Genomic DNA, 18,356 nt, shown 5'->3' with positions numbered 1-18,356 from the left:
ATCTGTCGGGAGACCAGGTGGCTTCTGACTCTGGAAGGTGCCCTCGAAGGAAGCGGCGGAACGGAGACTACGGGCTCGCCTGCCAGATCATCCACCCTAACGCCCTCGCCAGGAAATGTCGCGACGGAGCCGAAAGTTGGACATGGGGGATCATGTTAACGGCCCGACCCCACAGGGGATCGGGCCGTCAGGATGATCGGGCTCAGGTGCTGCAGACGTCCGTCTTGGAGTCGACCACGCGAGCGCTGTCGGGGATGGTGACGGGCACCTTCACGCCCTTGAAGTCGGCGCCGATGACGAGCTGGATGATCGGGCTTCCGGCCGGCGGTGTGTCGGCCGCGCCGGGGGGAGGCGTGGTGGTCGCCGAGGGGGTGAAGGGGGTGATGAGCCCGGCCTTCACCTTGCCCGAGGCGGGCGTCACCTTGGTCAGCAGCTTCGCGGCCACCGGGGCGGCGTAGTCGGCGCCGTCGGCCGCGCCCTTCGAGTACAGGACCATGGTCTGCGGCCGGTCGGTGCCGTCGGGCTGCCGCGCGTCGCCGATCTGGGTCACCTTGAAGCCCTGGGCGGCCAGCGACTCGGCGACCTCCTTGGCCTTGCCGCCGATGTTGGTGCCGTTGACCACCTGGATCCGCACCTGGCCCGGCTTGATCGCGGGTTTGTCCGGCTTGCCGGACGCGGATGCCGCGGCGCTCGGTTTGGCCGGCGCGGTGACCTCGACGTCGGTGCGCAACGACTCGAACATCTTCCCGGCGTCCGGCTGCTTCCACTGCACGCGGTCCTTGTTCGCGGGGTACGGCTCCCAGGGGACGGTGACGAACTTGACGCCCTTGGCCGTCAGGCTTCGGGCGCTCTGCGCGATCTGGATCAACGTGTCCACGTCGAGCTGGGGATCCATCACCACCGACTGGGCGGCGGCGGTGACCAGGCTCACGAGCTTGCCGGGGTCGGTCAGGGTGTCGCCGCTCGTCGCCTTCTTCACCACCTGGGAGAGGAAGATCTGCTGCCGCTTGATGCGGCTGATGTCGCTGCCGTCGCCCATGGAGTGGCGCGCGCGGACGTAGGCGAGGGCGGTCTCGCCCTTCACGATCTGCTTGCCCGCCTGGAGGTTCAGCTTGGCCTCCCTGTCCTGCACCGCCGTCGGCACGCAGATCTGGATGCCGCCGAGCGCGTCCACGATGCTCTTGAAGCCCGTGAAGTCGACCTTGATGTAGTGGTCGACGCGGATGTTGGTGTTCGCCTCGATCGTGTTGATCGTGCACCCCATGCCGCCCTCGTTGAACGCCGAGTTGATCATGTCGAGGCGGGGAGGCAGCGCGGCCTTCGTCCGGGGGTTCTTGCACGCCGGAATCTGCACCATCGAGTCGCGCGGGAAGCTGATCAGCGTCGCCTTGTCGCGGTTCGGCGAGACGTGCATGAGGATGATCGTGTCGGTGCGCTCGCCGTCACCGCCCATGTGCTGGCCGTATCGCTTGTTGTCGCCCGCGCGGGAGTCGGACCCGACGAGCAGGACGTTGAGCGCCCCGGTGGTGTTGACCGGCCGGTTGGCGTTGAGATCGTCGGTGACGTCGTCGGTGCGGACGTTGCCGAGCAGGTTGCGGTAGAGCGTGTAACCGGTCAGTGCGATCACCACCAGGATGCCGGTGAGCACGATGCTGATCCAGGCCAGGACCCGGCTGCGGCCACCGCCGGCGTCACGGCCGTTCCCGCCGCGGCGGCGCCCGTGATCGTCCGGGCCGTCCGGTGGGAGAGGTGGTCCGGCGGGCCCGCCCCGCTGGCGGCGGGCGTGCTGTTCCTCGGCCGGCGGGCCGCCCGGCGCCCCGTAGGGATGCTGCGCGCCGTATGGGTCCCCCGCGCCGTACGGATCCTGCGCGCCGTACGGATCCTGCGCGCCGTACGGATCCTGCGCGCCGTACGGATCCTGCGCGCCGTACGGATCCTGCGAAGCCGGGGGAACGCCTCGGCGACGGCGGGAAGGACGCTCGCTGTCGGCGGGGGGAGGACCGGCTGGGGACTCCGGCGACCGGCCGCGGCTGGCCCTGCGGCCGGGCCGAGGCGGCTCGGTGCGCTGGTCCCCGGTGGCGCCGTGTCGGTGCTCGCTCATTTCGTCATGAGGTTAGGTCACCGGCCCGGTTCTGGGCGGCATGATCGAAGGAATCGTCTCGTGATCATGCATGCTCCCGAGGGGTTGATCCGGCCGCAAAGCTTACCGATATGAGGATATTGCTCGAATATCGTAATCAGTGGCTTTACTGGATGTTCACAGATTCCACAGGTCGCGGGGCCTCTGACTGATCCGCCTGCCTGGCGGTCATGAGCGCCGCGGCCAGGCACGCGAGCGGCACCGCGGGCAGGACGTACCGGTAGTCGAACTCCGCCGTCGCGGCGGGGACGACGAGCAACGAGACCGACACCGCCCACGGCAGCGTCCACGGCGGCCCCGCCCGCTCACCGCGGCGGCGGCGCACCACCGCGACGACCGGCGGCAGCAGCAGCACCAGCAGCAGGACCGTGCCGGGCACCCTGGCCACGTCCTGGTAGGCCCGCGTCCAGCCCGCGAACGGCTCGACGATCCGCGTGCCGATGGGACCCTCCTCGTAGCGCACGGCCAGTTCCGCGCCGGCCATGGCGGGGGAGCGGGTGGGTGGCGGGGGGGTCACGGCGGGGAACTCATAGGCGTCGTAGATCTCCTGGTCCGGGTACACGGGACGGCCCAGGGTGAAGGACCGCGAGAGTTCCGACAGCACCGAGGCCACGTAGTCGACCGGCTGGCTGCGCAGGGCGAGGAACGCGAACCGCCCGGCGAGCCGCTCGGTCTCCCGGGTGAACGTGATGCCCGGCAGGGCCACCAGGGGAGATCCGGCGTCCCACACGTACTCCTGCGACGGCGGCCGGCGTTCGGGAGGGGTGGGGTCGCACAGCACCGCGAGGTCCGCGGGCGGGCGCATGACCCGGCAGTCGGCGAACGACATGGTCCGCGCGTACAGGAACACCCCGTTGGAGCCCACGATGCCGAACCGGTGGTAGGTCGAGGCGAACCAGGCGGCGTACCCCGCGACCGGCAGCAGGGCCACCAGGACGAGCACCCCCACCAGCCCGGCCTTCGAACGCGAGCCAAAGCGTGCCCGTCCACCCGCGGACGCCGAGCCTGACCCGCGTGCCGCCCGCATCTGCCGGAAGAACGACCATGCGGCCACGACCACGATCAGCGGCAGCCCGATCGTCCGCGTGAGCGTCGCGGCGGCCAGGAGCAGGCCGGCGGCACAGGCGCCGCGCCACGTGAGGGGGCCAAGGCAGGTGAAGACGGCGGCGACGACGAGGAAGGCGAACAGCGTGTCGGAGACAAGGAGATGCTCAAGCTGGATCTGGTAGGCGTCGAGCGCGACCGGCGCCGCGGCGAGCGTCGCCGCCCACCCCCGCCCGCCCAGCCGCAGGACGGCGGTGTAGACGAGCACCACCGTGGCCAGGCCCAGCAGGTGCTGGAGGAAGACCACGAGGCCGAAGCTGTGGAACGGCTCCAGCAGCCGCAGGAACATCGAGTACCCGGCAGGACGCACCAGATCGGGACGGGGCCGCAGCGCCGTCACCACGTAGGTGTAGGAGTCGGGGAACCAGATCGCCGGCCGGTACCCGAGCATGGTGACGATCCGCAGGACCGCGCCAAGGGAGATCACCCCGAGAAACCACCGGTGGCGCCGCGCCGCGCCGGGCACTCGGGCCCGCGCGAAGAGGGCCAGGCCCGCAGTCACCACTCCATCCCCCGCTCGACGCTCGGCGAACATGCACACGACCTGCCGGGCGGCGCGACTCCGTGGGCACCCGCGAAGTCACGCCGCGTCCTGGTGAAAGCCGCATGCGGCATGTCGGCGACCCCCACGGCGATCTGTACGGCAGGGCCGTACGCTACCTGGTCTCCCAGGCCGCGCTCGCATCACCGCACGGCGTCCCGGCGGTTAGGCTCGCGGTCACAGATGGACGGAACCTGGGTCGATCACTCACGATGGCCGTCGGCGGGCCGGGTGCTCGCCGTGATCTCGACCATGCCCGCACTCGCCCTGACCGGCTGGCTGCTCGCGGGCCTTCCCCTTCTCCTGCTCGGCGCCTTCCGCCCGGTGCCCATGCTGCTGCTCGGTGGAGCCCTCGCCACCGCCCTCTGCGTGTACGGCGTTCGGCTCGCCCGCGCGGGGGAGGGGTACGCCGACGCCACGGCGTGGCACGTCGCGGCGGTCGGTGCCATCGCGGTCGCCTCCGCCGTGTTCAACGGCGTCTTCCGCAGCGAGCAACTCGTCATCCGCAGGGACCCGGCGACCTATGCCCAGTACGCCATCTGGCTGGCCGAGCACGGGTCGCTCCCGATTCCCTACGGCACCGCGGCGTTCGGCGGCCCCGACCCCGCGCTGCGCCCCGGCAGCGTCGGTCTCTACGACCACGGCGGCGCGGTCGTCCCGCAGTTCATGCCGGGGACGCCGATGATCGACGCGGTCGGCCACTGGCTGGGGGGCGTCCCAGGACTCCTGCTGGTGCCCCCGGTGCTCGGCGCCCTGGCCGTGCCCACCCTCGCCGGGGTCGTGGCCCGGCTGGTCGGCGCGCGATGGGCACCCCTCGCGGCGCTGGTCTTCGCCGTCGCGCTGCCGATCCTTTACACCTCCCGCACGACCTTCAGCGAGATCCCGTCCCTCATCCTGCTCTTCGGGGCCATCGCGCTGGCCTTCGACGCCCGCCACCGCCCGCGCGCGGCGGCGCTCGCCGGGCTGTCCTTCGGCCTCGCCGTCCTGGTGCGCATCGACGGGCTGCGCGACGTGCTCCCGGTGCTGGCGTACGCCGGGCTGCTGATCGCGCTGCGCGGCAGGCGCGGCCGGGGCGAGACGTACGCGCGGATGGGGCCGCCGCTCCTTGGCGGGCTGGTCGCGGGCGCCGGGCTGGGGCTGGTGGCGGCGTTCGTCCTGGCCCGGCCCTACCTGAACTACCTATCCGATTCGGTCGTTCCCCTGCTCGCCATCTGCGGGCTCGTACTGGCGCTGACGGTGGCCGGCGCGGTCGTCGGGCCCAAGCTGATCCCGGTGTCCTGGAAGGCGGTGCGCACCGGATGGGCGGCGCGCCGGCTGCCCGGCCTGGCGGCGGGGCTGGTGGTGCTGGTCATGCTCGGCCTGGCCGTACGTCCCTGGGCGCAGACCGTGCGCCGGGTGGCCACGACCCAGGACGACGTGCTCAACGCGAAGTTCATCCAGGCGACGCAGGAGGCCAACGGGTTGATGCCCGACCCCGGCCGCCTGTACTACGAGAACTCCCTGTACTGGGTGATCTGGTACGTCGGGGTGCCGGTCGTCGTGCTGGCCACGCTGGCGGCGGCCGTTCTGGCGCGGCGCATGGCGCAGGGCAGGGGCTTCGTCTGGCTGCTGCCGCTGATGATCATCGCGTGGACGACCGTCACCACGCTCTTCCGGCCCGCCATCACTCCCGACCACCCCTTCGCCTCGCGGCGGCTGGTACCGGTGATCGTCCCGGGCCTGATCCTGCTGGCGGCGTGGGGGCTGCGCTGGGCGTGGAACAGAGCGCGGGGCGCCGGATACGGGGTCCCGGCGCAGCGCGCCCTGCTCGCGGTGGGCGGGGTGCTGCTGGTGGCCCCCGCCGCGATCACCTCGATCGGCACGGCGTTCTCCCCCGTCGAGCGAGGGGAGGCGGCGGCCGTCGGACGCCTCTGCTCGGCCCTGCCCTCCGACGCGTCGGTGCTGATCGTCGAGCGGGTCACCGGCGACCGCTTCACCCAGCTCGTACGCGGCATGTGCGGGGTGCCCGCCGCCCAGGTCCATCTGGCCCGTGATGCCGCTGATGCCGCCCCCGGAGCCGTGACGTCGGCGGTGGTGCGGGGCGCCGGCGCCGACGTCGCGGCGCCCGCCGATGTGGGCCGCCTGATCGGGCGCATCCGCTCCACCGGCCGCACTCCGGTCCTCCTCGCGGCCGAGCAGGCGCAGCTCTCCCCGTACGGCCCGGCCGCGCAGGTCATGAGACTCCGCACCCGCCAGGACGAGCGATCCCTCGTCGAGCCGCCGAACGGCACGTGGTCCCTGGCCATCGACGTCTGGATGGTCGTTCCGCGGACGGGTTGACCCTGTGCGCCGGCGACCGGACAGTGGACGCGTGGATCGCTCAGAGGAACCACCGAGCGCGGAGGAGCTGTCGTTCGGGGGAGATACGGATCGGGAGGAGAGGGCGTCGGCCCACCGGGGGCCGCTGGCCTTGGGCGTCGCGGCGCTCGTCCTGCTCGGCGTGCTAGGTGGCGGCGCGTGGTACCTCCGCGACCAGTCCCGCAGGCCGCTCCCGCCGCCGGACACTCCTGTGCCCGAGCAACTGAACTTCCAGGTCGCGATCTGCGATGAGGGCATCGCGCGCTGCCAGACCGACGACGGCAGGGTCATCGGGGACGCGCCGCGGATCGAGGCCGCGTTGCGCGCCATCCCGGAGATCGCCTCCGTGAGGTTCGTCAGCGCGCGCAGCACCTATCAGAGGTGGCGCGACTCACCCGACCGGGCGCCGGGGCCGGACACCGGCTTCACGCTCACCTGGGCCGACTTCATCAACACGTTCGACGGCACCCTGCGCCGCTCGGCCGACTACCCCGCTGTGGCCGCCAAGGTGATGACCATCCCCGGGGTGCAGGACATCACGCGCAAGCCGACCGACTTCTGGGCCGGCAAGGCCGACGCGACGGTGATCCTGTGCGGCCGCGGTGTGGCGAGGGTCTGTGAGTCCATCGCCGGGCGGCAGGCGACCGACGAGCAGAAGCAGGCGATCGTGGACCGCATCCACGATGTCGACGGGGTGGAGAAGATCTACTTCGAGGATCGGGCGCACGCCCTCATGCTGCGGCAGCGCTCCCACCCTGAAGGCACCGCCGGGGAGCCGACCCCGCTCCTCGATCAGATGAGGGAGAGCTTCCGCGTGAAGACCAGCACGCCCGAGGCCGCGGAAGCGGTCAGGAACGCGGTGAAGGAGCTGCCGGGCGTGGAGTGCGTCGAGTAGGCCTGCGGTGTGGCGGTCACGCGGGCGGGAAGAGTTCCCAGGTCGGGATAAGGGGGACTCCAATGCCGGCCGGGCACTGTATCCTCGCCCGACGTGAGTGTGACCGAGACGCCTGAGACTGGATCCGCCGTGGATGCGATGCCGTACGTGACTATCGTCCTGCCGTGTTACAACGAACAGGACCACGTAGTCGAAGAGGTCGAGCGCATCTGCGGCGCCATGGACGTCAGCGGTTACACCTACGAACTGGTCGCCGTCGACGACCACTCCACCGACGAGACGCTCCTGCGGCTGCAGGAGGCGGCACACCGGTTCCCCAACATGCGCATCGTGCCCTTCCACCGCAACGGCGGCTCCGGCACGGTCCGGCGCATCGGCACGCAGGACGCTCGGGGCGAGATCGTCGTGTGGACCGACGCCGACATGACCTACCCCAACGAGCGCATCCCCGAGCTGGTGCAGGTGCTGGAGAAGGACCCGGCGATCGACCAGGTGGTCGGCGCGCGCACCAGCGAGCAGGGCTCCCACAAGATCCTCCGGGTGCCGGCCAAGTGGTTCATCCGCAAGGTGGCCGAGCGCCTGGCCGGGCAGGAGATCCCCGACCTGAACTCCGGACTGCGGGCCTTCAGGAAGTCGGTCTCGCTGCCTTACCTGCGGCTGCTGCCCCCCGGCTTCTCCTGCGTGACGACGATCACGCTGGCGTTCCTGTCCAACCAGCACGACGTGCACTACATGCCGATCGAGTACAGCAAGCGGGCGGGCAAGTCGAAGTTCAGCTTCATCTCCGACGCCTACCGCTACATCCTGCAGGTGCTGCGGATGGTGATGTACTTCAACCCGCTCAAGGTGCTCATGCCGCCGGCGATCTGGCTGGTCGTGATCGGCCTGGGCAAGGGCGTCGTCGACATGGTCCGGCACCCGTTCTACTTCCCCGCGAGCACGGTCATGGTCTTCCTCTCGGGGCTGATCATCGGATCGCTGGCGCTGCTGGCCGACCTGATCGTCCGCTCCCGGGGCGCGTGAGGTGCGGATCGCGATCGTCGGCCCCGCCTACCCGTACAAGGGCGGCGGAGCCCAGCACACCACGGAGCTGGCCCACCGGCTCACGGCACTGGGCCACGACGTAGTGATCGAGTCCTGGCGCGCGCAGTATCCCTCGTTCCTGTATCCCGGTCAGCAGACCATCTCCGCGCCCGAGGGGGAGCCGTTCCCCGGCGTCCGGCGCGAGCTCGACTGGCGCCGCCCGGACGGGTGGGTCCGCTGCGGCCGCCGGCTGCGGAGCGCCGACCTTGTCGTGCTCACCGTGCTCAGCTCCGTGCAGGTGCCCGCTTACCTTGGCATCCTGTCCGGCCTGCGCCGCAGGGCCAAGGTGGTCGCGCTCTGCCACAACGTGCTGCCGCACGAGCGCAAGCCGTACGACGCGCCGCTGATGAAGGCGCTGCTGCGGCGGGTCGGCCACGTGCTGGCGCACTCGGAGGAGCAGGCGAGGCTGGCCCGTGAGCTGGCGCCCGCGCCGGTCCACGTCGCAGGCCTGCCGCCGCACCTGCCGTCGAGGGCCGGGGCCGGGGCGGCGTCCGGCGGAGTGCGGCACCGGTTGCTGTTCTTCGGCATGGTCAGGCCGTACAAGGGCCTCGACCTGCTGCTGCGGGCGCTGGCCCGCGTCCCCGGGGTGTCGCTCACGGTGGCCGGAGAGTTCTGGGGCGGCCTGGACGAGACGCGCGCCCTGATCGCCGAGCTGGGGCTGGGCGATCGCGTGGAACTGCGGCCGGGGTACGTCCCCGCGGACGAGGTGCCGGGGTTGTTCGCCGAGGCGGACGCGCTGGTGCTGCCCTACCGTTCCGCCACGGCGAGCCAGAACGCGTGGCTGGGCCACGAGCACGGGCTACCGGTCATCGCGACCCGGGTCGGGGCGCTGGCCGACCACGTCACCGACGGGGTCGACGGCCTGCTGGCCGAGCCCGGCTCGGCCGACGCGCTCACCGAGGTGATCACCCGGTTCTACGCCGACGGCGAGCCGGAGCGGTTGCGTCTGGGCGTCAAGGCCGTGGACCCCGACCCTTACTGGGCGACGTACGCCTCGGCCCTGCTCGCCTGCGGAGCCTGATTCCGCGCCAGCAGGAAGCCGAGCCCGGCCCAGAGCACGTCGGCCAGGGTGAAGGCCAGCCGCGAGACGATGGCGATGACCAGCGCGTGCGGAGCGTCCAGGACGGGCGCGAGCACCAGCACCATGGCGCCCTCCCGGACGCCGATGCCCGCGGGGACGATCACCGTCAGCAGGCCGGTCACCCACGCCAGCGCGTACGCCCCGGCGGCCACGGCGAACAGCGACGGCCCGCCGGGGGTCATGTCGCCGAGCAGCAGCCAGATGTGCACGCCGTAGAACAGCCAGCCGATCATCGTCCACGCGGTCGCGGCGAGCATCGCCGATCCGGACAGGACATGGTCGAGCGGCTCTTTGCGGGCGATCCTCAGCACCAGGTTGAGCCCGAAGGTCAGCACGCGGGGGTGCAGTCCCACGACGATGAGCGGGATCAGGGCCATGAGGTACCACGTCTGCCGGGCGACCTCCTGCGAGGTGAGGGGCAGGGTGATGGCGGCGAGCGCCAGCGCGCAGCCGAGCGAGGTCACAAGACCCACCACCGTCGCGCCGAACGTGCGGCGGGGCGGGGAGCCGTGATCGCGGGCGAGCTCCATCATCGCGGCGAACGCCCACACCGAGCCGGGGACGTACTTGCCGAGCTGCCCCATGAACAGCACCTTGGCGGCGACGCGCAGGGGCAGGGGGGAGCCGAACCCGGCGAGCACGGCCCGCCAGGCGAGGAGCATGAACCCGAGCCCGATGAGAACCGCGGCCAGCGACCCGGCCACCGTCCACCACGACAGCCGGCCCAGCGCGGCGACGGAGTCGTTCCAGTTCTTCGACAGGCCGTACGACAGGAAACCCAGGGCGACGAACGCCAGCCCCACCCGGAGCAGGGGACTCGACCGAAGGCGGCTCAACATCCGCCTAGCGTACGACTCAATGGTTACCGGCCGGTAGGTTCTCGCTCTCATCGTTACACCGGTGCGGTCGGTGGTGATCGTCGGACGAGGTGCCGAGAATGTCGGGGGCACGGAGTTGGCGTCGGGGACCCACTACTCTTGGGCGGCGTGGGTAAGGAACGGGTGGCGCAGCTCGAGTACTCCGAGTTCCAGGCCGCGATGCTGGATGAGGCCAAGCGACGGCGCAAGGCCGCGAAGATCATCGCTGTGCTCGCGCACTTCCTGGGCCGTGACCCGGACTCCGCGACCCCGGTGCTCGACGGGCTGACCGTGGCCGACATCGGATGCTCGGCCGGGTTCATCGCCGACGAGCTGGCGTCGGCGGGCGCGCGGCGGGCCTTCGGAATGGACATCGACGTGCCAGGCCTGCGCAGGGCGGCCGAGCGGTTCGGCAAGCGGGTGGAGTTCATCTGCGCCGACGGAACCGCGCTGCCCTTCCCCGACCGGTCGATCGATGTGCTGGTGTTCAACCACATCTACGAGCACGTGGTCGACCCCGACGCCATCCTGGGGGAGATGCACCGGGTCCTGGCCGACGACGGCGTGCTGTACCTCGGGCTCGGCAACCGGCTGGGTGTGATGGAGCCGCACTACAAGCTGCCGTTCCTGTCCTACCTGCCCCCCGCGCTCGCCGACCGCTATGTCCGCATGTCCGGCCGCGCCGACCACTACTACGAGCGGTTCCGCACGAGGCGAGGGCTGCGCCGGATGCTCCGGAACTTCCACGTGTGGGACTACTCCTTCCCCGTGCTCGCCTCGCCCGAGCGGTTCGCCGGAGGTGAGCTGTTCCCCGGCGCCGTCGGGCGCACGGCCCAGGCCACGCTGGCGAGGACGCCCCGCACCGCGCTGCGGGCGCTGCTACCGGTCGTGCCGACCTACCTGTGGGTCGCGACCAAGACACCCCGCAGGCCCCTCGGCCCGGCCCTGCCGCAACCGCCCGAGCCCGTACGCACCGACGTCTCCTGAGAACGCCCGATGACCCGTAAGAAAGCCGATGCATCCTGAGAACGCCCGATGACTCGTAAGAAGCTCGTCAGGCTCGCCTTCCTGGTGGTCGCGCTCGGGTTCGGGGGCTGGGCCGTCGCCGGGCGGTGGGGGCAGGTGGCGGACGGCTTCGCCAGGCTCTCCTGGCCGCTGCTCGCCGGGTCCCTCGTCGCCGTGCTGGCGGCGCTGGCGGCCGGGATGATGATGTGGCGGGCGCTGCTCGCCGACCTCGGCTCGCCGCTCCCGTTCCCGGACGCGGCCAAGGTGTTCTTCGTGGGGCAGCTCGGCAAGTACATCCCCGGGTCGCTCTGGCCGGTTCTCGCGCAGATGGAGATGGGCAAGGACCTCGGCGTCCCGCGCCCCCGCAGCGCCGCCGCATTTTTCCTGACATATCCGATCTACCTGGTCAGTGGCCTTTCGGTGGCCGTCGTGACCCTGCCGGCGTTCGCCGGTGACTCCGTGGCGCGGTACGCGTGGGTGCTCCTTCTGCTGCCCGTGCTCGTCGTGGGCCTCCATCCGCGCATCGTCAACGGCGTCCTCGGCTCGGGGCTGAAACTGCTCAAGCGGCCTCCGCTGGAGCGCCCGCTGACCCGCAGAGGCGTGCTCACCTCCGCCGGGTGGGCCTTCGCGGGCTGGGCGGCGTACGGCGTGCACCTCGCGCTGATCGTGGCCGGGCTGGGCGCCACCGGACCGCGGGTGCTGATCCTGTCACTCGGGGCGTTCGCGCTCGCGTGGTGTCTCGGGTTCATCGTGGTCGTCGCCCCGGCCGGGGCGGGAGTGCGCGAGGTCGCCATGGTGGCGGCGCTGGCGCCGGTGCTGGACCCGGGCGCGGCCATCGCCGCGGCCCTCTGCTCGCGCCTCGTCGTGTCGGCCGGAGACCTGATCTGCGCGGCGCTCGCCGGCGTGGCCGCCCGGCGTGCGGAGAACGTTCCAGTGGTTGCCGAAGAAGACTGAAGTTTCCGGATTCGTCCTCCCATTCATGACCGGAGAAGGACGAAATGGCCTGTGATTTCTCTCACGGATTCGGGGACCCTCGCAATAGAGTGAAGCTGATGGGGATCGGGGGCGAGAGCGCCGGCGGCAGCCGGGGGGACACGGCAGTGCCCCCACCGGTTCGCATGCCCGGACGGCCTTCGCCCGCACGCGGTCTCCGTCGTGCACCTGCACGGAGATCCGAAAGGAGCGATCGCTCTTGACGCCCCGAGTGCTCGTCGACGCCGCCGCTGTTCCGGCGGACCGCGGAGCCCTTATCCGCTACGTCGACGGTCTTCTCGCCGCGCTCGATCGGGCGGGCGCCGATCTCGCGATCGTCTGCCAGCCGGCCGACGCCGAGCGCTACGGTCACCTCGCCCCCTCCGCTCGCATCCTCGCCGGGCCTCCGGCGATCACGAGCAGGGGACCCCGTCTGGTCTGGGAGCAGACCGGCATACCTGTGCTCGCCAAGCAGGTCGGAGCGCAGGTGATCCACGCCCCCTACTACTCCATCCCCCTGCATTCCGGGCTGCCCACGGTGGCGACCGTCCACGACGTCACCTTCTTCACCGATCCCGAGCAGCACAACACCGTCAGGGCGTCCTTCTTCCGCTCCGCCACCCGCACGGCCGTGCGCGGTTCGGCACGCGTCATCACGCCGTCCAAGGCCACCCGTGACGAGCTGATCCGGGTGCTCGCGGCCGACCCGACGCGCATCGACGTCGCCTACCACGGGGTCGACCGGTCGCTGTTCCACCAGCCGTCGGAGGAGGAGATCAGGAGGGCCGTCGTCCGGCTCGGCCTGCACGGCCGTCCGTACGTCGCCTTCCTCGGCGCGTTCGAGCCGCGCAAGAACATTCCGAACCTGGTGAAGGGCTTCGGCCAGGCCGTGGCCGACCTGCCGTCCCCGCCCGCGCTGGTGCTGGCCAGCGGAGCCGGCTGGAACGACGAGGTGGACGCCGCGATCAGCGAGCTTCCCGTCGCCGTGCGGGTCGTCCGGCCGGGTTACCTCTCCTTCGCCGACCTGCCCGGGTTCCTCGGCGGCGCGGTGGTGGTGGCGTTCCCCTCGCGCGGCGAGGGCTTCGGCCTGCCCGTGCTGGAGGCCATGGCCTGCGGGGCGCCGGTGCTCACCACCCACCGCACATCCCTGCCCGAGGTCGGCGGCGAGGCGGTCGCCTACACCGAGCCGGACGCCGAGAGCATCAGAGACGCTCTGCGGGCGCTGCTGGAGTCGCCCGAGCGCAGGCGATCGCTCTCCGCCGCGGGCATCGCGCGCTCCAAGGAGTTCACCTGGGAAGCGTCGGCGGAGGCTCATATGGTTTCCTATCAACGAGCGGTCGATCAGTGAGCTAGCCTCGCGTTGTGACGGACAGCTACTCGCCGGAGTCGGCGCACCTTGAGGCGATTCTTCTCGTGGGCGGGCAGGGCACCCGTCTCCGCCCGCTGACTCTGAGCACCCCCAAGCCGCTGCTGCCGACGGCAGGCGTGCCATTCCTCGCCCACCAACTGGCACGTGCCAGGTCGTTCGGCGTCCGGCACATCGTCTTCGCGACCTCCTACCGCGCCTCGATGTTCGCCGAGGTCTTCGGCGACGGCTCGGCGTTCGGCCTCACGCTCGAATACATGACCGAGGACAGCCCGCTCGGCACGGGCGGGGCGATCCGCAACGCCGCCCAGGCGCTCGCCTGCGGCCCCGACGCCCCGGTGCTCGTCCTCAACGGCGACATCCTCTCCGGGCACGACATCTCCGAGCAGGTCGATCTGCACGTCTCGCGCGGGGCGGCCGTCACGCTGCACCTCACCGAGGTCGACGACCCGTCCCGGTTCGGATGCGTGCCGACCGACGAGGACGGCCGGGTGACGGCCTTCCTGGAGAAGACCCCCCACCCCGTGACGAACCGCATCAACGCCGGGTGCTACGTCTTCCAGCGGTCGGCCATCGACACGATCCCGGCCGGGCAGGTCGTCTCGGTCGAGAGGGAGACCTTCCCCGGCATGATCGCCTCCGGTGAGCTGGTGCTCGGGTACGCCGACCGCTCCTACTGGCTCGACGTGGGCACCCCGGCGGCGTTCGTGCAGGGGTCGTGCGATCTGGTGATGGGCCGCCTGGCCTCTCCCGCGCTTCCCGGCCCCTGCGGGGAGTACCTGGCGCTGGAGGACTCGAAGGTCTCGCCGAGCGCCAAGATCTCCGGCGGCACGGTCGTGGGGGCGCGGGCGGTCGTCGAGTCCGACGCCTCGGTCCGCGGGAGCGTGCTGGACGCCGGCTGCGTGGTCGAGTCCGGGGCCACCGTGGTGGACTCCGTGGTGGGCGCCGGAGCCCGCGTCTCCTCGGGGGCGGTGCTGAGGAACGCCGTGATCGGTGACGGCGCCGTCGTCGGATCGGGCAACGAGCTGCTCGCCGGCGCGCGGGTCTGGCCCGGGGTGCGCCTGCCCGCGGGCGCGGTCCGCTTCTCCAGCGACGTCTGATCCCCGGTGCTTCCCGGCGCCCCTACCCTGGATTTCGTGCGAGAACGCAGGTGGCGGCCGGAGGGGCCTCTCGATGTGGAGCCGACGATGGCGCCGCATCGCCGCGGGAGCGGCGACCCGGCCTGGCAGTCCGCCCCTGACCGGGCGATCTGGCGCACGTGCCGCACTCCCGAGGGGCCGGGCACGCTGCGCGTGACGGTGCAGGCGCGCGAGGCCGTCGTGGTGGCCCAGGCGTGGGGCCCGGGGGCCGAGTGGATGCTGGAGACGCTGCCCCAGCTCCTCGGGTCCGAAGACGAGCGATCCGGGTTCGAAGTGCTGGTCGGCCAGATCGAGTCCGGCGGTTACGCGCTGGTCAGGGAGCTGGCCACGCGCTTCAGCGGGGTGCGTGTCGGGCGGACCCAGCGGGTCTTCGAGGCGCTGGTGCCCGCCGTGCTGGAGCAGAAGGTCGTCGGCAGGGAGGCCTGGCGGGCGTGGCGCTGGCTCCTGCGCAAGTACGGCGAGCCCGCGCCGGGCCCGGCGCCGGTGGGCATGCGGGTCTTTCCCCCGCCCGAGGTGTGGCGGAAGATCCCCTCCTGGGACTGGCACCGCGCGGGGGCGGAGGCCGTAAGGGCGAGGACGATCGTCAACGCGGCCGTGTACGCGGAGAGGCTGGAGGCGGCGACGTCCGCCGAGGCGGACAGGTTGCTACGGGCGCTGCCGGGCATCGGGGTGTGGACGTCGGCCGAGACGCGGCAGCGGGCCCACGGTGACCCCGACGCGGTCTCGGTCGGGGACTACCACCTGCCCTCGCTGGTCGGGTGGTCGCTGACCGGCCAGAAGACCGACGACGCCGGGATGCTGGAGCTGCTGGCCCCCTACCGTGGGCACCGCTATCGGATCACCCGCCTGCTCGAACTTGGCGGGCGCAGGCCACCGGCACGCGGCCCGCGGATGGCCGCTCGTGACTACCGGTCATTCTGATCCGCGGCTGCCGGGTGGGTGTGTGTTCTCTGTCGGGCACGAGCGGGGTGCTCGGTCTCCAGTCACGGCCGTCGCGCGTGTCGGCGCCGAACAGCGGGGCGAGGACGGCGGCGGCGACGATGAGGGCGAGGATCAGCCAGGACATCGGGATCTCCTTGGGGGGTCGGGCAGGACTGTGACTCTTCGATTGTGTTCCTCTGCATACATTTAGTCCATCGAGAATCCGTGAGCATTACCCTTAAGGAACGCTAAAGGCCAGTGCTGGCCAGGCCCCCGCCCGTGTGTCGGGCATGGGGGATTCCGTACTGTGCCTGCATGGACGTGAACCCCACAGACGCCGCGCTGCGGCGGGCGCTGGCCAGGGCCAGAGACGGCAAGGCGCTCGACGTGACCGAGGCCACGGTTCTGTTGCATGCCCGAGGAACCGACCTGGACCGGCTCCTCGAATACGCCGGCCGCGTCAGGGACGCGGGGCTGGCCTCGGTGGGACGGCAGGGAGTCGTCACCTACAGCCGGAAAGTCTTCATTCCCCTCACCAGGCTCTGCCGTGACCGATGCGGCTACTGCACCTTCGCCACGGCGCCCGGCAAGCTCCCCGCCGCCTTCCTCAGCCCCGACGAGGTGCTGGAGATCGCCCGCCAGGGCGCGGCCATGGGATGCAAGGAGGCGCTCTTCACCCTCGGCGACCGCCCCGAGGACCGGTGGCATCAGGCCAGAGAGTGGCTGGACGCCCACGGGTACGACGACACGCTCTCCTACGTGCGCGCCATGTCGATCCGCGTGCTCGAGGAGACGGGCCTGCTCCCGCACCTCAACCCCGGGGTCATGACCTGGCAGGACCTGCAGCGGCTCAAGCCGGTCGCCCCGTCCATGGGCATGATGCTGGAGACGACCTCCCGGCGGCTGTTCGAGGAGAAGGGCCAGGCGCACTACGGCTCGCCCGACAAGGATCCGGCCGTGCGCCTGCGCGTCCTGGAGGACGCCGGCCGCTCCAACGTGCCCTTCACGACCGGCGTCCTGATCGGCATCGGGGAGACCGTCGCCGACCGAGCCGAGTCGATCTTCGCGATCCGCCGGGTCGCCCGCGAGTACGGCGGCGTGCAGGAGGTCATCGTGCAGAACTTCCGCGCCAAGCCGGACACGGCCATGCGCGGCATGCCAGACGCCGACCTGCACGAACTGGCCGCCACGATCGCGGTCACCCGGCTCGTGCTCGGCACCAAGATGCGCGTTCAGGCCCCGCCGAACCTCATCGGCGACGAGTACGACCTGATGATCAGGGCCGGGATCGACGACTGGGGCGGGGTCTCGCCGCTGACGCCCGACCACGTCAACCCCGAACGCCCCTGGCCGCAGATCGAGGAACTGGCCACCCGCACGGCCGCCGCCGGGTTCACGCTGAAGGAACGGCTCACGATCTACCCCGAGTACGTGCTGGCGGGGGAGCCCTGGCTCGACCCGCGCCTGTACGGCCACGTGGCCGCGCTGGCCGACCCCGAGACCGGCCTCGCGCTGGACACCGTCCCGGTGGGCAGGCCCTGGCAGGAGCCCGACGGCGGGTTCACCTCGGCGGGCCGTACCGATCTGCACGTGGAGGTCGACACCACCGGCCGCTCGCAGGACAGGCGCGACGACTTCGACAACGTCTACGGCGACTGGGACGCGCTGCGTGAGCGAGTGCCCACCGCGAGCGCCATCGGCGGCGACCTGCGGGAGGCTCTCCGCCGGGCCGCCTCGGATCCGGCGCGGCTCACCGACGCCCAGGCCCTCACGCTCCTGAGCGCCGACGGGGCCGACCTGGAGGAGCTGTGCCGGGTCGCCGACGACCTGCGCAGGGAGGCCGTGGGCGACGAGGTGACCTACGTCGTGAACCGCAACATCAACTTCACCAACGTCTGCTACACGGGCTGCCGCTTCTGCGCGTTCGCGCAGCGCCGTACGGACGCCGACGCCTTCACCCTGTCGCTGGACCAGGTCGCCGACCGGGCGGCCGAAGCGTGGCAGGCGGGGGCGACCGAGGTGTGCATGCAGGGCGGCATCCACCCCGACCTGCCCGGCACGGCCTACTTCGACATCGCGCGGGCGGTGAAGCAGAGGTGCCCGGAGATGCACGTGCACGCCTTCTCGCCCATGGAGGTCATCAACGGCGCCAGCCGTACCGACCTGTCGATCCACGACTGGCTCGTGGGCGCGAAGGAGGCCGGGGTCGACTCGCTGCCGGGCACGGCGGCCGAGATCCTCGACGACGACGTGCGCTGGGTGCTGACCAAGGGCAAGCTCCCGACCAAGGAGTGGGTCGAGGTCATCACCACCGCGCACCGCGTGGGCGTTCCGACGACCTCGACGATGATGTACGGCCATGTGGACACGCCCGCCCACTGGGTGGCGCACATCAGGCTGATCCGCAACATCCAGGAGGAGACCGGCGGCTTCTCGGAGTTCGTGCTGCTGCCGTTCGTCCACCACAGCGCGCCGATCTACCTTGCGGGCATCGCCCGGCCGGGCCCGACGGCCCGCGAGAACCGCGCCGTGCACGCGCTCGCCCGGATCATGCTGCACGGGGCCATCGACAACATCCAGTGCTCGTGGGTGAAGCTCCAGGACGACCTCTGCCGGGCCGTGCTCTCGGGTGGGGTGAACGACCTGGGCGGCACGCTGATGGAGGAGACGATCAGCCGGATGGCCGGCTCCGAGAACGGCTCGTACAAGACGATCACGGAGATCGCCGCGATGGTGGAGCCGACCGGACGGCCGCTCCGCCAGCGCACCACCGGGTACGGCGTCCCGTCAGAGGAGCGTGCGGCGGCGGCGAAGGCCAGCGACGGCGTCTGCGGGAGCGTGCGCCGGACCATCCCGCTGCTGGCGCGGTAGTGGGGCCGACCCGTTAGCAGGGACCGCGCATCTCCCCGAGATCT

The 18,356-nt window shown here is 71.4% G+C and carries 13 protein-coding genes; 10 read left to right on the top strand and 3 right to left on the bottom strand.

Going from position 1 to position 18,356, the window contains the following annotated elements; all coding sequences use genetic code 11:
- Positions 1 to 202: 202 nt before the first annotated feature.
- Both ABD810_RS29160 and ABD810_RS29155 read right to left on the bottom strand, forming a co-directional pair.
- Positions 203 to 2,101 (bottom strand): LCP family glycopolymer transferase, encoded by a 1,899-nt coding sequence (locus ABD810_RS29160; RefSeq protein ID WP_344947500.1) that lies wholly within the window; start codon positions 2,099 to 2,101, stop codon positions 203 to 205.
- Between the two features lie 145 nt (positions 2,102 to 2,246).
- A complete protein-coding gene (locus tag ABD810_RS29155; protein WP_344947497.1) occupies positions 2,247 to 3,746 on the bottom strand; it encodes a hypothetical protein in 1,500 nt (499 codons plus the stop codon).
- A 222-nt stretch (positions 3,747 to 3,968) separates the two neighbouring features.
- On the opposite strand from ABD810_RS29155, the gene ABD810_RS29150 reads away from it, so the two are divergent.
- The 4 genes from ABD810_RS29150 to ABD810_RS29135 all read left to right on the top strand — a co-directional run bounded on the left by ABD810_RS29150 (position 3,969) and on the right by ABD810_RS29135 (position 9,121).
- Positions 3,969 to 6,104, top strand: coding sequence for a hypothetical protein (locus ABD810_RS29150; protein ID WP_344947494.1), 2,136 nt, complete (start codon positions 3,969 to 3,971; stop codon positions 6,102 to 6,104).
- 31 nt (positions 6,105 to 6,135) lie between these two features.
- The gene (locus ABD810_RS29145; RefSeq protein ID WP_344947491.1) at positions 6,136 to 7,017 is read left to right on the top strand and encodes a permease-like cell division protein FtsX; all 882 of its coding nucleotides are present in this window, start codon (positions 6,136 to 6,138) and stop codon (positions 7,015 to 7,017) included.
- Between the two features lie 138 nt (positions 7,018 to 7,155).
- The gene (locus tag ABD810_RS29140) at positions 7,156 to 8,040 is read left to right on the top strand and encodes a glycosyltransferase family 2 protein (RefSeq protein WP_344947488.1); all 885 of its coding nucleotides are present in this window, start codon (positions 7,156 to 7,158) and stop codon (positions 8,038 to 8,040) included.
- A 1-nt stretch (position 8,041) separates the two neighbouring features.
- Positions 8,042 to 9,121 carry a glycosyltransferase family 4 protein gene (locus tag ABD810_RS29135; protein ID WP_344947486.1) on the top strand — a complete coding sequence of 360 codons (1,080 nt, stop codon included), beginning with the start codon at positions 8,042 to 8,044 and terminating at the stop codon, positions 9,119 to 9,121.
- On the opposite strand, the gene ABD810_RS29130 is transcribed toward ABD810_RS29135, so the two are convergent.
- A complete protein-coding gene (locus ABD810_RS29130; protein ID WP_344947484.1) occupies positions 9,076 to 10,020 on the bottom strand; it encodes a lysylphosphatidylglycerol synthase domain-containing protein in 945 nt (314 codons plus the stop codon). The genes ABD810_RS29135 and ABD810_RS29130 overlap by 46 nt on opposite strands.
- A gap of 162 nt (positions 10,021 to 10,182) precedes the next feature.
- On the opposite strand from ABD810_RS29130, the gene ABD810_RS29125 reads away from it, so the two are divergent.
- From ABD810_RS29125 to ABD810_RS29100, 6 genes are all read left to right on the top strand, one after another.
- Complete coding sequence (locus ABD810_RS29125; protein WP_344947481.1) at positions 10,183 to 11,025, top strand: class I SAM-dependent methyltransferase; 843 nt, start codon at positions 10,183 to 10,185, stop codon at positions 11,023 to 11,025.
- Positions 11,026 to 11,073: 48 nt separating this feature from the next.
- Positions 11,074 to 11,997, top strand: a complete 924-nt coding sequence (locus ABD810_RS29120) for a lysylphosphatidylglycerol synthase domain-containing protein (RefSeq protein WP_344947478.1) — start codon at positions 11,074 to 11,076, stop codon at positions 11,995 to 11,997.
- Between the two features lie 238 nt (positions 11,998 to 12,235).
- Positions 12,236 to 13,363, top strand: coding sequence for a glycosyltransferase family 4 protein (locus ABD810_RS29115; protein WP_344947475.1), 1,128 nt, complete (start codon positions 12,236 to 12,238; stop codon positions 13,361 to 13,363).
- A 14-nt stretch (positions 13,364 to 13,377) separates the two neighbouring features.
- A complete protein-coding gene (gene manB / locus ABD810_RS29110) occupies positions 13,378 to 14,481 on the top strand; it encodes a mannose-1-phosphate guanylyltransferase (RefSeq protein ID WP_344947472.1) in 1,104 nt (367 codons plus the stop codon).
- 87 nt (positions 14,482 to 14,568) lie between these two features.
- Positions 14,569 to 15,441, top strand: coding sequence for a DNA-3-methyladenine glycosylase family protein (locus tag ABD810_RS29105; protein WP_344947469.1), 873 nt, complete (start codon positions 14,569 to 14,571; stop codon positions 15,439 to 15,441).
- A 315-nt stretch (positions 15,442 to 15,756) separates the two neighbouring features.
- Positions 15,757 to 18,312 (top strand): bifunctional FO biosynthesis protein CofGH, encoded by a 2,556-nt coding sequence (locus ABD810_RS29100; RefSeq protein WP_344947466.1) that lies wholly within the window; start codon positions 15,757 to 15,759, stop codon positions 18,310 to 18,312.
- The last annotated feature ends 44 nt before the right edge of the window (positions 18,313 to 18,356 follow it).

This window comes from Sphaerisporangium flaviroseum (genome assembly GCF_039537005.1).
Taxonomy (GTDB): Bacteria; Actinomycetota; Actinomycetes; order Streptosporangiales; family Streptosporangiaceae; genus Sphaerisporangium; species Sphaerisporangium flaviroseum.
Note: the sequence above shows the minus strand (reverse complement) of the source record. Positions and strands in the feature narration are given on the sequence as shown.